The 13,215-nt window shown below is 60.4% G+C and carries 10 protein-coding genes; 6 read left to right on the top strand and 4 right to left on the bottom strand.

Annotated elements, in window-relative coordinates:
• Positions 1 to 13 precede the first annotated feature (13 nt).
• From IPJ76_10665 to IPJ76_10675, 3 genes are read left to right on the top strand one after another with little or no spacing between them, the layout of a single operon-like run.
• Entirely contained in the window at positions 14 to 2,413 is a 2,400-nt protein-coding gene (locus IPJ76_10665; protein ID QQR85081.1) for an MMPL family transporter, read from the top strand.
• Positions 2,410 to 3,279 (top strand): glucose-1-phosphate thymidylyltransferase RfbA, encoded by an 870-nt coding sequence (rfbA, locus tag IPJ76_10670; protein QQR85082.1) that lies wholly within the window; start codon positions 2,410 to 2,412, stop codon positions 3,277 to 3,279. The genes IPJ76_10665 and rfbA overlap by 4 nt, the downstream gene beginning before the upstream one ends.
• Positions 3,279 to 4,223 (top strand): polyprenyl synthetase family protein, encoded by a 945-nt coding sequence (locus tag IPJ76_10675; protein QQR85083.1) that lies wholly within the window; start codon positions 3,279 to 3,281, stop codon positions 4,221 to 4,223. Before rfbA ends, IPJ76_10675 begins: the two co-directional genes overlap by 1 nt.
• 3 nt (positions 4,224 to 4,226) lie before the next feature.
• Here the strand turns inward: IPJ76_10675 and IPJ76_10680 are convergent, their stop codons facing one another.
• The 4 genes from IPJ76_10680 to IPJ76_10695 form a co-directional block, all read right to left on the bottom strand.
• A complete protein-coding gene (locus IPJ76_10680) occupies positions 4,227 to 6,113 on the bottom strand; it encodes a hypothetical protein (protein QQR85084.1) in 1,887 nt (628 codons plus the stop codon).
• 39 nt (positions 6,114 to 6,152) lie between these two features.
• The gene (locus IPJ76_10685) at positions 6,153 to 7,061 is read right to left on the bottom strand and encodes a TIGR01777 family protein (GenBank protein QQR85085.1); all 909 of its coding nucleotides are present in this window, start codon (positions 7,059 to 7,061) and stop codon (positions 6,153 to 6,155) included.
• 67 nt (positions 7,062 to 7,128) lie between these two features.
• On the bottom strand, positions 7,129 to 7,683 hold the full coding sequence (locus IPJ76_10690) for a hypothetical protein (protein QQR85086.1): 555 nt from the start codon (positions 7,681 to 7,683) through the stop codon (positions 7,129 to 7,131).
• On the bottom strand, positions 7,684 to 8,565 hold the full coding sequence (locus tag IPJ76_10695; protein ID QQR85087.1) for a hypothetical protein: 882 nt from the start codon (positions 8,563 to 8,565) through the stop codon (positions 7,684 to 7,686).
• 75 nt (positions 8,566 to 8,640) lie between these two features.
• Here IPJ76_10695 and IPJ76_10700 point away from each other — a divergent pair, with 75 nt between their 5' ends.
• The 3 genes from IPJ76_10700 to odhB all read left to right on the top strand — a co-directional run bounded on the left by IPJ76_10700 (position 8,641) and on the right by odhB (position 13,215).
• A complete protein-coding gene (locus tag IPJ76_10700; GenBank protein ID QQR85088.1) occupies positions 8,641 to 9,000 on the top strand; it encodes a hypothetical protein in 360 nt (119 codons plus the stop codon).
• An 89-nt stretch (positions 9,001 to 9,089) separates the two neighbouring features.
• The gene (locus IPJ76_10705; GenBank protein ID QQR85089.1) at positions 9,090 to 11,864 is read left to right on the top strand and encodes a 2-oxoglutarate dehydrogenase E1 component; all 2,775 of its coding nucleotides are present in this window, start codon (positions 9,090 to 9,092) and stop codon (positions 11,862 to 11,864) included.
• A 115-nt stretch (positions 11,865 to 11,979) separates the two neighbouring features.
• Positions 11,980 to 13,215 carry a 2-oxoglutarate dehydrogenase complex dihydrolipoyllysine-residue succinyltransferase gene (odhB, locus tag IPJ76_10710; protein ID QQR85090.1) on the top strand — a complete coding sequence of 412 codons (1,236 nt, stop codon included), beginning with the start codon at positions 11,980 to 11,982 and terminating at the stop codon, positions 13,213 to 13,215.

The raw sequence follows: 13,215 nt of genomic DNA on the forward strand, positions 1-13,215 counted from the left end.
ACCCTGAACGCTCATGTGGACATGGCTCGCCGGTAAGATCCTACGCAACCGCATCGCGGTGCTGGTGGTCACCGGCCTGCTCACCGTCTTCATGGGCTGGATGGCAAGCCGGGTGAAGATGAGCTACCGCAATGGTGGCCTGTTGCCCAAGGACGACAGCACATTCGTTGCCTACCAGCACTTCGTGCACCAGTTCAGTGAGGATGGGAACGTGGTGGTCATCGGCACCGACGACCCCGACTTCTTCAAGCCCGAACGGTTCGCCGCGTGGTGGCGTTTGGGCAAGGACCTGAAAGCCATCAACGGGGTCGACTCCGTTTTCAGTGAGGCGCACCTGTTCGATCTGGTCCGCGACGATTCGCTGATGACCTTCAAGCTGCGTCCTGTCGTGGTGGCCCCGCCAGCGGACCAGGCAGGCATGGATTCCTTGAGGGCGCACATCCGATCACTGCCCTTCTACGACCGGCTGCTCTTCAACGACAGCACCAGGGCGCACGTGATGATGCTCTTCTTGGATGCGGCCATGTTCAACAGCGAGCGTCGAGGCCACATGATCGAGGATATCATGCAGCTTGGCGATGCCTATGCCGCTGACCATGTGCCGCTGCACTACAGCGGGCTGCCGTACATCCGTGTGAAGGTCGCGTCACTGGTGAAAGGCGAGATGCCGGTCTTCATGGGAGGCAGCCTTTTCGTTTGCGCGGTGCTGCTCCTGGTTTTCTTCCGCAGTTGGCGGGTGATGTGGGTATGCACGGCCGTAGTGGCCATCAGCGTGGTGTGGAGCTTCGGGATGATGGCCTTGTTCGATTGCCCTATCACCCTCATCATGTCGGTGATCGCACCGCTGGTCATTGTTACAGGTGTGCCCAACTGCGTGTTCTTGATCAATAGCTACCAGATCGAATACGTGCATCATCGCAACCAGATGAAAGCGTTGCAGCGCGTCATCACCCGGGTGGGCGCGGCCGCGTTCATGACCAATGCTACCACCGCCGTGGGCTTCACCAGCTTCATGCTCGTGAGCAGCGAGACCTTGCAGGAGTTCGGCCTCATCGCCACGCTCGGGATCATGGTGCTTTGGGCATTGAGCATGGTGCTCATCCCCATCTTCTTCAGCTTCATGCCGCCGCCCACGGCCAAGCACCTCAAGCACCTCGACCGCAAATGGATGGACACGGTGGTGGACCGCATTGTGCGCATCAGCCACCGCCATCGGCCCTTGGTGTACGCCATCACCTTGCTTGTCTTCATCGTTGCGCTTGTGGGCATGGGCCGCTTGAAGGACGAGAGCCGCGTGGTGGACGACCTGCCCGAGGAGAACGAAGTGCTGGTGAACATGCGTTGGTTCGAGCGCAACTTCCGGGGTGTGATCCCCTTGGAGGTGGTCATCGATACGAAGAAGAACGGCGGTGCGCTGAAGGACCCTACGCTCAAGCGGATCCAACGCCTGCACGACACGCTGGCCACCTACCCGCAGTTCAGCCGTCCGCTCAGCGTGGTGGATGCCGTGAAGTTCACCAAGCAAGCTTTCTACGGCGGGGATCCCGATCGCTATGAACTGATCAAGCCCAGCTATGCCCCGGACCAGTTCATTGTGAAGTACCTCCCGAAGGCAGCGGAGAAGAAGGACATGGGCAAGGCGTTCCTGGACACGGCCCGACAGGTCACACGCCTCACCGTGCAAATGGCCGACATCGGCACCACGCGGATGGACGAGCTGATGACACGTCTGCGTCCTCAGGTGGACAGCATTTTCGCACCGGACAAATACGATGTCAGCTTCACCGGCAACAGCATCATTTTCCTCGAGGGCAGCCGCTACCTCATCGACAACCTCATCTGGAGCCTCTTCTGGGCGGTGGTGTTCATCGTGGCGTTGATGGCCTTGCTGTTCAACTCATTGCGCATCCTGGTCGTTTCGCTCATCCCCAACCTCATCCCGCTCGTGGTCACCGCCGGGCTGATGGGCTACTTCCACATCCCCATCAAGCCGAGCACCATCCTCGTGTTCGGCATCGCGTTGGGCATCGCCGTGGACAATGCGATCCACTTCCTGGCGCGCTACCGGCTTGAACTGAAACTGACCAACAACGACTACAAGCGCGCGGTTGACCTGGCCACGCGCGAAGTGAGCGTGGGCATCATCTACACCAGTGCGGTGCTCTTCTTCGGCTTCATCATTTTCGCGTTCAGCAAGTTCGGCGGCATCCAGGCGCTGGGCATCCTCACCAGCATCACATTGTTGGTGGCCATGTTCACCAACCTGCTGGTGCTGCCGGGGCTCCTGCTCACCTTCCACCGCAACCTCATCACGCGTGCGTTCCAGGAACCGCTCCTGGTGATCCTCGACGAAGAAGAAGACATCAACCTCGATGAACTGAAGGTGGAGGACACCGCACCTCAACAACCATGAAAGGCATCATCCTCGCCGGAGGGTCCGGCACCCGACTGCACCCGTTGACCTTGGCCGTGAGCAAGCAGCTCATGCCCGTGTACGACAAGCCGATGATCTACTACCCGCTGAGCACGCTCATGGCGGCGGGCATCCGCGATATTCTCATCATCAGCACACCGCACGACCTGCCCAACTTCCGGAAGCTGCTGGGCGACGGTGCAAGTCTCGGTTGCTCCTTCAGCTATGCCGAGCAACCGGTGCCTAACGGGCTGGCGCAGGCCTTCGTCATCGGTCGCGAGTTCGTGGGCAACGATGGCGTGGCACTCATCCTCGGCGACAACATTTTCCACGGCAGCGGCTTGGGCACGCGGCTTATGGAGCACAACACCGTGAGCGGCGGCCTCGTCTTCGCGTACCGCGTGAGCGATCCGGAACGTTACGGGGTGGTGGAGTTCGACGCGCACTTCAACGCGTTGAGCATCGAGGAGAAACCGGCCAAGCCGAAGAGCAACTATGCCGTGCCCGGGCTGTACTTCTACGACAACAGCGTGCTGGACATCGCCCGCGACCTGAAGCCGAGCGCGCGCGGCGAATACGAGATCACCGACGTGAACAAGGAATACCTGCGCCAGGGCAAATTGAAAGTGCTGGTGTTGGACCGCGGCACGGCATGGCTCGACACGGGGACGTTCACCAGCCTCATGCAGGCGGGGCAGTACGTGCAGGTGATCGAAGAGCGGCAGGGGAGAAGGATCGGTTGCATCGAGGAAGTCGCCTTCCGCCGGGGCTTCATCACCGCCGATGAACTGCGCAAGCTGGGCGAGCCGTTGCGCAAGAGCGGTTACGGGGAATACCTGATCCAGGTGGCGAACGGCACGGTGTGATGACCGATCATCGTGCGCTCATCGAAGCACGCATCACCGATTGGTGCGCGGCCCTACCGAAGGACGGGCTCTACGCGCCCATGGCCTACCTCATGGGCCTTCCTGCCAAGCGCGTGCGGCCTGCCTTGGTGCTGATGGGGTGCGAACTGTTCGGCGGCGACCCGCGCGAAGCCCTCGACGAAGCCATCGGTATCGAGCTCTTCCACAACTTCACTTTGATGCACGATGACATCATGGACGCTGCGCCCTTGCGCCGAGGCCAGCCCACCGTGCACGCGAAGTGGAACGTGAACATCGGCATCCTCAGCGGCGATGCCATGTTGGTGAAGGCCTATCAGCTCATGGGTCGGCGTCCCGACGTCCTCGACTTGTTCAGCCGTTACGCGTTGATGGTCTGCGAAGGCCAGCAGCTGGACATGGACTTCGAGCAGCGCGACGATGTGCACGTGAAGGAGTACCTGGAGATGATACGGCTGAAGACCGCCGTGCTGCTCTCGTGCGCGTTGCGAACGGGTGCGATGGTCGCCGGTGCACCGCGCGAAGACCAGGAGCGGATCGGTGCGTTCGGCGAACATGTCGGGCTCGCCTTCCAATTGCGCGACGACCTGCTGGATGCGTTCGGTGACCCGGGCACCACCGGCAAGCAACAAGGAGGTGATCTGCGTGCGGGCAAGAAGACCTTCCTGCTCATCAGGGGTCTTGAGCGTGCTGCGGAAGGGCGTTGGGGCGTGTTGCGCGAAGAGCTGTCCAAGGCCCCGGATGCGCGTGACGTGTCCAGGATGCGCGACGCCATCGAACAGCTTGGTGTGCGGGCCGAAGCCGAAGCCGAGGTGCTCAAGCACGACCGTGCTGCCATGGCCGCATTGGATGCGATCGATGTGCCTGTCGTGAAGAAGGAGCCCCTGCGGATGCTGGCCGCGCACTTGCTGGAGCGGAAGTCCTGAGCGCTACTCGCAGGCCTCGCAGTACGTCTTCAGCAGGTACGGGTCCTCGAGCAATTGGAACGTGACACCGCCTTTGCCATAGGTCTTGAACAACGAGCAGAACCGTGGCTTGTCCTTGTTCACGGCGTTCATCATCACGCGCCGGTAGGCTTGTTCCTTGGTGCGCTCGGGGTCGGCGATGGTGAGGTTGAGGTAGTAGAAGAGCAAGTCTTCGTCCACGTTGATCTCCAGCGCGCGCGGCTCCACCACGTTCAGTGCCATGGCGTGGTTCATATAGCTGGCGAAGTACTGGGCCAGGCTCAGGTGGTCCTGCTCGCTCATGGGGATGCTCTTGTAGTTGCGTTGGATGTACTTGAGGCACTCGTCCTTCTGCGCGTACTCCAGCTTGGCCATGTGCTCCTGCGCCATCATGATGTTCCAGTTGATGAGCATGCGTTTGATCAGCGGTTCCTCGATGCGGTACACGCGCAGGTGCTCGATCTCCTTCTTGAACGCGGCCGGGTCAACGGTGTGGCCGCCCAGCAGCCACAGCCGGAACTTCACCGCGCAGAGATTGTATTTGACGTGGCCGTCCTCGGGCAGCAGGCGGTCGAGCTCTTCCAACGCTTGGTAGGTGTCCCACGCGTCGCTGGGGTCCATGAACTGGCGGAAGGCCACCCTCGAGTGGAGCATCTGTGCGAATTCTATCCTGCTCGGCACCTCCAACTGTTCGAGGAACGATGACGGCAACTGGTTGTCCATCACACGATCGAACACGGCGTTCTGCACGGCGATGGCGCGCTCCAGGTTGTTGTTGGCAACAGCCTTCTCGAACTCCTCGATCAGTTCCACGGCCTTCACCCCGGCGAACTCGTCCTTGCGCGCCAACTCCACGGTAATGACGGCTTTGCGATGCTTGGCAAGCATGGGTTCCAGTGCCTCTGCCGTGCGTTTGTCCAACAACCGGCGTTTCACCTCGGCTTTCGGCAACGTGGCCAGTTCGCTTTGCGAGGTCAGCAGCACGTCGCTGAGGAACTCCACCCAGTTCTCGCTGGCCGAGACTTCCGTGATGATGCCTTGCTGCTGGTAGCTCTGCATGGCCGCAACGATGCTCTGCGCGCGCTTTTGCTGCAGTTCCAGGTTGCGTTCCTCGGGCCCCTCTACACTACTGTACGCTTCAATGACGATGCGTTTGATGTGGAAGTCGGTGAGCCGGAGCGAGTCGCGCAATGGTTGCAGGTCGGCAGCGGAGTACTCGGCCTTGTTGCGTTCGAAAGGGATGGTGAAGTGCATCGCTTTGCGCCGCAGGATCGTGTTGCGCACTTCTGTCCGTGAAGTGTCGTACTGTTCGCCGTACGTGAGCGTGTCCATGTACAGCCCCATGTTCAGCAGGTCCCAGCGGTACACGCGCAGGTCGAAGTTGTAGTTGTAGTAGCAGTAGAACCGGTCTTTCAGGATGATGAAGTTGAGCTCGTGATCGGTGTTCCTGAGCGTGTTCGGCAGTGTCCCGACTTTCACTGCGACACCCGTGCCCCAAGGGATCTTGCTGCGTTTCAGTTCGAACTGATAAACTGGTTTCAGCACAGTGCCACGGTACATTCCATCGGCCGCTGGCCCACCCGTTGCACATGAGTAGCGCGAACGAGGGACCACGTCCACCGCGATACCATCACTTGGTTTGGTGATCAACGCGTTGAGCAACCGTTCATCTGTGACGATGAACCAGATGTCGCCTTGTGCGTCGGCAGACAATCCGTACAGTATTTCCTTGGCTTGCTTTTCGAACACGGACCGGCATTCGGTGCAGCGCAGGTCGTACTGCTCGCCCGGGTTGCGGATGTCGAAGACCTCTTGGGGAAATGCCCGACCAGCCAGGAGCCAAAGGAGAAGAACAAGCGTCCTTTCTTTCATGATGGCAAGGTAGCGGCCGCTGGGAAAGGCGAGGATGGCCTACCGCGAGGTGGCCAGTTCGCGCAAAGCGTCGGCCAGTAGACCATACTTGAATTCGAACCCCGGCGCGCTTAGCCGAACGCTCTCCACCCGGCTTCCCTCCGTCAGCAGCGCTGCCATTTCCCCCATGGCGGCCTTCAGGACAAAGCCGGGGACGGCGATCGGGAACAACGGACGATGCACCGAGCGCGCAACGGCCTGCAGGAAACTCTGGTTGGTGTTATGCTCCGGTGCAACGATGTTGTATGCGCCCTGCCAGGTTGTGCCATCAATGGCGCACAGATAGGCGCGCACCAGATCATCGATGTGCACCCACGGAATCCATTGCCTGCCGGACCCCAGCGGCGCGAGAACGCACCAGCGGGCGAGCTGCGCGAACCGTGGCCACGCGCCGCCTTCGCGGGCCAGCACCACCGGCGTGCGAAATTTCACCACGCGGGCCAGTGTGCTCCATTCATCCACCGCGTCCTCCCAGGCACGTGTCAGGTTCCCGATCGCGTCGGTGGCACTTGCATCGTTCTCGCCGAAGATGTGATCCAGGGTTTGGGCACCGTAATATCCCACGCCGCTGGCACTGATGAAGCTCTGCGGTCGCACACCTGCCTCCCTCGCTGCACGCAGGACAAGTCTCGCCGACTCCGTGCGGCTTTCCTCGCACAGTCTCAACCGCTCAGGCGACCAGCGTTTGGCAATGATGTTCTCACCGGCGAGGTGCACGATATGGTCCACGCCCTCAAGTGCTGACGCGTCGATGGTGCGCTCCTGTATATTCCATGCAAAGGCTTGCACGCCGTTGCGCGAGCCCGGCGTGCGGCTCAGGTGGCGGACACTGTGGCCTCGGCCGACCAGCGCATTGGTAAGCGCCGAGCCGATGAGGCCGCTACCGCCGGTGATGAGGATGGTGGGCACGGTGCAAACCAAGTCATGGACGGAACATTGTCCGATCCGGTTCACACATCATTGGATCTCCTGTTGCTCACATGATGGGCGCCTTCTCAAAAAGCTGGAGCAATACGGCCCCGTTCAGGCCGAGCCGGACCAGCACAAGGTTTTCAGCTTGTAGCAGCTCGGTGGAGGTCAACGGTGTCGTCCTGGCGTACTCCACGGTCACGAAGTCGATGAGCGTAATGCCAGCATGAAGCGTAAGCCGCGTGTCGTCCAGCGCTGCGCGGTAGCTGATGTTGTCGAACGAGATGCCACCGCATGGCCCTATGGCGCCATGGAACAGGTGCATCGCGCGGATCCCCACCGTACCCCTGCGGTATGTGCGGTCGCCTGCGAACACCGCGCTCAGAGACAGTTCAGGTCCGAACGCGGTGAGCCCGCTGCCCAGCTTGCGTTGACGGGCGACCATCCACTGGCCGTATAACCCGACTTCCGTGTCGTTCTTCCCGGCGGCAAAACGGAAACCGATCCCGGGGAAGTTCACCCACGGTTCTCTTCTTTCGGCCTTGAGTGTTGTGTCCTGCAACGTTTGCGCTACAGAGGAGCAAACTAGGATGAGGTGCAGGGCGATAGCCGGAACGCGCATCTACCTCGACCGCTCCAACGTCAGCAGGTCTTCCTCAATGAAGCCTTCCTTCTTGCCGAACAACGAAGCATCATCGGCCAGGTACATCAGTTCACCGCTGCCCGCGTTGAACACACGTTTGAAGCAATGGCGGGTCTTGTGTTCGCCGGTCATCACCACATCACTGATGCAAACGCCCTTGTTCTGGGCTTCCACGGCGGTGAGCAACTGGCTTTCGGCCATCACCTGAGCGGTGCCTTTCACATAGCTGGCTTTCACCGTAGCCGCATCGGGGATGCTCTTGTCCAAATGCTCTTTCGCGAGCCAGAACTCGTGGTTGTCGCGCAGTAGGCGGTTGCGGCTGGCGTAGAAGCGATCGGCGGTGCTCTTGTCGGTGAACTTGCCCGCTTCCACCTGCTTTAGGTAGTCCTGGATGTTCTTCACATACACGGTGAGCAGCAAGCTGGTGTTGTCAGCGGCCATCGCGTTGGGGTCGATCATGATGAAGGCCAGTTCCTGCGCCGTGGGGATGTTCGTGAAGCCGCCGTCCTGCGTTTGCAGTGCTTCGCCCTTCTTCTGCTTCCATCCCTGCACCAGCGTCAGGTAGAACGCGCCGTGTTTCTCCGGGTCCACTTTCCAGGTCTTCAGCAGGTAGGTCTTGGTGGCGTCCATGGGCTGCAGTGCCATGTCGTTCACTGTTGCCACGTCGTAGCTGCCGGTGAACTTCCAGTTGGCCTTCACGGCATCCATGATGGCGCGGTTGTACGGCGAGTCGCCGGCATCGAGCACGAGCACGGTGGTGGTGCCCTTCGCGGCGGCAATGGCCTTGGTGTCGAAGCTGCCGTACTGTGCCTTGGCGATGAGGGTGGCAAGCAGGGAGAGGGTGAAGAGGAAATTGCGCATCGGTTCGTTCAACGGTTTGTCGGTCGCGGCCAAACTTAGTGCCACCGTCTGCCGACCTTCGGCCGGGTTTTCCACATGGCCAACGAGGAACTGTCAAGATCCGGGGATGCCCTGCGCAAACGCCTCGATGAACAGGAGGTGCTCTTGTTCACCGTTCAACAGTTGCGCAAGGACCTCGACGAGCCGGACCTGGCCCTGCCACGGTTGGGCAACGAGGCCTTTGAGCAGTTGCGTGCGGAAGTCAAGGCCCGGTTGGAGCTTTGGCAGCGCTCGGGGTCAACGTCCATGGCCCGGGCCATCAACCGTGTTGACCTGACGGAGGCCCAGGTGGATCGGGCCTTGGAAGCGGGCGGTTTGCACGAACTGGCCGGTGCCATGGTGCTGCGTTGCTTACAGAAAGTGCTGCTGCGCGAGCGTTACGCGGGCCGGTTCTGAACCTGGTTTTCCCCGCGCGTACCTGTGCATTTCTCCGTGCCGCCGCGCCTCCATATGACCTATTAGCCCTTCTACCTTCGCTGCCCCGAATGGACAAGTACTCCTACCTGAGCAACGTCGACAGCGCCTGGCTCGACGACCTGCACCAACAATACCAGAAGGACCCCGCCAGCGTCGAAACCGGTTGGGCCCGCTTCTTCGAGGGCTTCGAGTTCGCCCGATCACTGGAAGGCGACACTTACCTGACGGCTGCCCCGAATGCACCAGCACCCGGTGGTAATGACCGCTTCGAGAAGGAGTTCAAGGTGCTCGACCTCATCAATGCCTACCGCCAGCGCGGGCACCTGTTCACGAAAACGAACCCCGTTCGCGATCGGCGCAAGTACAGTCCTACGCTCGATCTGGAGAACTTCAACCTGAGCGACGCCGACCTGGACACCGTTTTCAGCGCGGGCAATGAAGTGGGCATCGGCCCCAGCAAGTTGCGCGATATCGTGGCGCTGCTCCAGCAGACCTATTGCCAGAGCATCGGCGTGGAGTTCAAGTTCATCCGCGATCCGGAAAAGATCAAGTGGATGCAGCAGCGCATGGAAGGGGTGCGCAATACGCCCTCTTTCAGCATCGATCAGAAGAAGGACATCCTGGAGAAGCTGAACGAAGCCGTGGTCTTCGAGCGCTTCCTAGGCAAGAAGTTCATCGGCGCCAAACGCTTCAGCATCGAAGGCGCGGAGGCGTTGATCCCCGCATTGGACACGGTGATCGAGCATGGCGCGGAGCTGGGCATCACGGAGTATGTCATCGGCATGGCGCACCGCGGGCGCTTGAACGTGCTGGCCAATACACTGCGCAAGAGCTACGACCAGATCTTCTCGGAGTTCGAAGGCAAGGACTACGAGGATCAGCTCGTGGAGGGCGATGTGAAGTACCACATGGGGTACAGCAGCAAGGTGAAGACGAACACCGGAAAGGAGGTTCGTTTGACGCTTGCGCCGAACCCGAGCCATTTGGAAACCGTGGGCCCGATCATGGAAGGCATCTCCCGCGCCATCATCGAGCACGACGACAACTTCGCGAAGGGCATCACTGCGCCGATCCTCATCCACGGCGATGCGGCTGTCGCTGGTCAAGGCGTCGTGTACGAAGTGGTGCAGATGGCCGGGCTGAAGGCCTACGAGGTCGGTGGCACCATCCACATCGTGGTGAACAACCAGGTCGGCTTCACCACCAACTACATCGACGCGCGTACCAGCACGTACTGCACCGATGTCGCCAAGGTGACCCAATGCCCCGTCTTCCACGTGAACGGCGACGATGCCGAGGCGGTGGCCTACACCGTGCAGCTGGCCATGGATTTCCGCCAGCGCTACAGCAAGGACGTGTGGGTGGACATCCTCTGCTACCGCAAGCACGGCCACAACGAGGGCGACGAGCCCAAGTTCACGCAGCCGGTGCTGTACAAAAAGATCGCGGCACACCCTGATCCGCGCGAAATCTATACGCAGAAGCTCATCGACAGCGGCGTGGAAGGTGCGCGGGAGATGGCGCAGGAGATGGAGCGCTCGTTCACCGAGATGCTGGACGCACGCCTCACTGAAGCGAAGCAAGTGCGCGTAGGCAAGATCACCAACTTCCTCGAAGAGCGCTGGAAAGGCTTCAAGCGCGCCGACGCGAAGGACTTCCTGAAGTCACCGGCCACGGGCGTGAAGAAGGAGACGCTTCAACTGATCGGGGAAAAGCTGAGCGTGCTTCACCCGGACGGCAAGAAGTTCTTCAGCAAGGTGGAGAAGATCCTCGGTGACCGGAAGAAGATGATGGATACCGGCGTCCTCGACTGGAGCATGGGCGAGCTGCTGGCTTATGGATCCTTGCTGGTCGAAGGTCATCCCGTGCGCTTCACAGGACAGGATGTAGAACGCGGCACGTTCTCACACCGCCATGCTGTTGTGAAAGTCGAGGATAGCGAGGAGGAGTTCATCCACCTGAAGCACATCCGGGAAGGACAAGCGCTGTTGCAGATCTACAACTCGCTGCTCAGCGAGTACGCGGTGCTCGGCTTCGAGTACGGCTACGCGCTGGCCATGCCGAATTCGCTCACCATCTGGGAAGCGCAGTTCGGTGATTTCGTCAACGGCGCGCAGATCGTACTGGACCAATACCTGTGTTGCGCAGAGGAGAAGTGGGGCACGCAGAACGGCACGGTGCTCCTGCTGCCCCACGGCTACGAAGGCCAGGGCGCGGAGCACAGCAGCGCGCGCATGGAGCGCTTCCTGCAGAGCTGTGCCGATGAGAACATGGTGGTGGTGAACTGCACCACGCCCGCTAATTTCTTCCACGCGTTACGTCGCCAGTTGAAGTGGGACTTCCGCAAGCCGCTCGTCGCCTTCTCCCCGAAGAGTTTGCTGCGTCACCCGAAGTGCGTGAGCAAATTGGATGAGTTGACGACCGGCTCGTTCCAAGAGCTGATCGACGATGCAAGTGCCGATGCGAAGAAGGTGAAGACCGTGATCTTCACGCAAGGCAAGATCCACTACGACCTCGCCGAGCATCGTGAGAAGAACAACATCACGGATACCGCGCTCGTGCGCATCGAACAGATCCATCCGCTGCCCGCAGAGCAGATGCGTGCGGTGATCAAGAAGTACGCGAAGGCCGAGCGCTACATCTGGGTACAGGAGGAGCCGTTGAACATGGGTGCGTGGCAGTACATCGCCATGAACTTCACCGATGTGAAATGGGAAGTGATCGCGCGCCCTGCCAGCGGCGCCCCGGCCACCGGCAGCAGCAAACGCAGCGCGAACCAGCAGATCGCGATCATCGAGAAGGCGTTCGCCAATGCGGCGACGAAGGTGAAAGTAAAAGCCTGAGCAAGACTCAATTCACAAGACACAAGTCCAAAGACACAAGTAGGATCACCAAGCACCCGGACCTTGACACTTGAGTCTTGTGTCTTGTGACTTGAGTCTTCAATCAAGAACGATCATGGCAATAGTTGAAATAAAGGTTCCCAGTCCCGGAGAAAGCATCAGCGAAGTGCGCATTGCGCGCTGGCTTGTGAAGGATGGTGATGTGGTGAGCAAGGACCAGGTGCTGGGCGAGATCGACAGCGACAAGGCCACGCTGGAGCTGAGTGCCGAGGCCGAAGGCAAAGTGCAACTGCTCGCTAAGGAAGACCAGACGGTGAACGTGGGTGATGTGGTGGTGAAAGTCGACACCTCGTTCAAGGCCGAGAAGAAGGAGAAAGCCGCCGCACCAGTCGCAGCTGCCTCTGCGCCCGCCGCGAAAGCTGAAGCGCCCAAAGCTGCTCCGGCTGCTACCGCTGCACACGCGACGCCGGTAGCCAAGGCCATGCTCGATGACAAAGGCGTGAGCGCCGACAAGGTGAAGGGCAGCGGTCCGAACGGACGTATTACCAAGAGCGACGTGGTGGCCTACGTGGCCGGCGGTGTAAAGGCCGATGCGATCGCTCTCAACGGCTGGGGCGGTTCCCGTAACCAGAACCGCGTGAAGATGACCACCCTCCGCAAGAAGGTGGCGGAACGACTTGTCGCGGTGAAGAACCAGACCGCCATGCTCACCACGTTCAACGAGGTGGATATGAGCGCGGTGATAGCCCTGCGCGACAAATACAAGGACAAGTTCAAGGAGCAGCACGGCGTGAACCTCGGCTTCATGAGCTTCTTCACCAAGGCAGTGACGGAAGCACTGCGCCTCTTCCCGGCTGTGAACGGCCAGATCGACGGCGAGGAACTCGTGATGCACGACTACGCGGATATCGGTATCGCCGTGAGTTCGCCGAAAGGTCTCATGGTACCCGTGCTGCGGAATGCGGAAAAAATGTCGCTCGCCGAGATCGAGGCGGGAATCAAGACCCTTGCGGTGAAAGCGCGCGACGGCAAGCTCAGCATTGATGAGATGACCGGTGGCACGTTCACCATCACCAACGGCGGCGTGTTCGGCAGCATGCTCAGCACGCCGATCATCAACCCGCCGCAGAGCGCCATCCTCGGCATGCACAACATCGTGGAGCGGCCCGTAGCCGTGAATGGCCAGGTGGTCATCCGCCCGATCATGTACGTGGCGCTCAGCTACGATCACCGCATCATCGACGGCAAGGAAAGCGTGAGCTTCCTCATGGCCGTGAAGCAGATGATCGAGGATCCCGATAAGATGGTCTTCGGGAACCGGGAGCCGGGCGAGGTGTTATTGGGGTTGTAG

The sequence above is a fragment of the Flavobacteriales bacterium genome (assembly GCA_016699575.1).
GTDB lineage: Bacteria > Bacteroidota > Bacteroidia > Flavobacteriales_F > PHOS-HE28 > PHOS-HE28.

Excerpts from the sequence above, each read along its gene's own strand:
- rfbA (QQR85082.1), top strand. The coding sequence starts at position 2,410 with ATGAAAGGCATCATCCTCGCCGGAGGGTCCGGCACCCGACTGCACCCG.
- IPJ76_10695 (QQR85087.1), bottom strand. The coding sequence starts at position 8,565 with ATGCGCAATTTCCTCTTCACCCTCTCCCTGCTTGCCACCCTCATCGCC.
- IPJ76_10680 (QQR85084.1), bottom strand. The coding sequence starts at position 6,113 with ATGAAAGAAAGGACGCTTGTTCTTCTCCTTTGGCTCCTGGCTGGTCGG.
- IPJ76_10675 (QQR85083.1), top strand. The coding sequence starts at position 3,279 with ATGACCGATCATCGTGCGCTCATCGAAGCACGCATCACCGATTGGTGC.
- IPJ76_10700 (QQR85088.1), top strand. The coding sequence starts at position 8,641 with ATGGCCAACGAGGAACTGTCAAGATCCGGGGATGCCCTGCGCAAACGC.
- IPJ76_10705 (QQR85089.1), top strand. The coding sequence starts at position 9,090 with ATGGACAAGTACTCCTACCTGAGCAACGTCGACAGCGCCTGGCTCGAC.
- IPJ76_10690 (QQR85086.1), bottom strand. The coding sequence starts at position 7,683 with ATGCGCGTTCCGGCTATCGCCCTGCACCTCATCCTAGTTTGCTCCTCT.
- odhB (QQR85090.1), top strand. The coding sequence starts at position 11,980 with ATGGCAATAGTTGAAATAAAGGTTCCCAGTCCCGGAGAAAGCATCAGC.
- IPJ76_10665 (QQR85081.1), top strand. The coding sequence starts at position 14 with ATGTGGACATGGCTCGCCGGTAAGATCCTACGCAACCGCATCGCGGTG.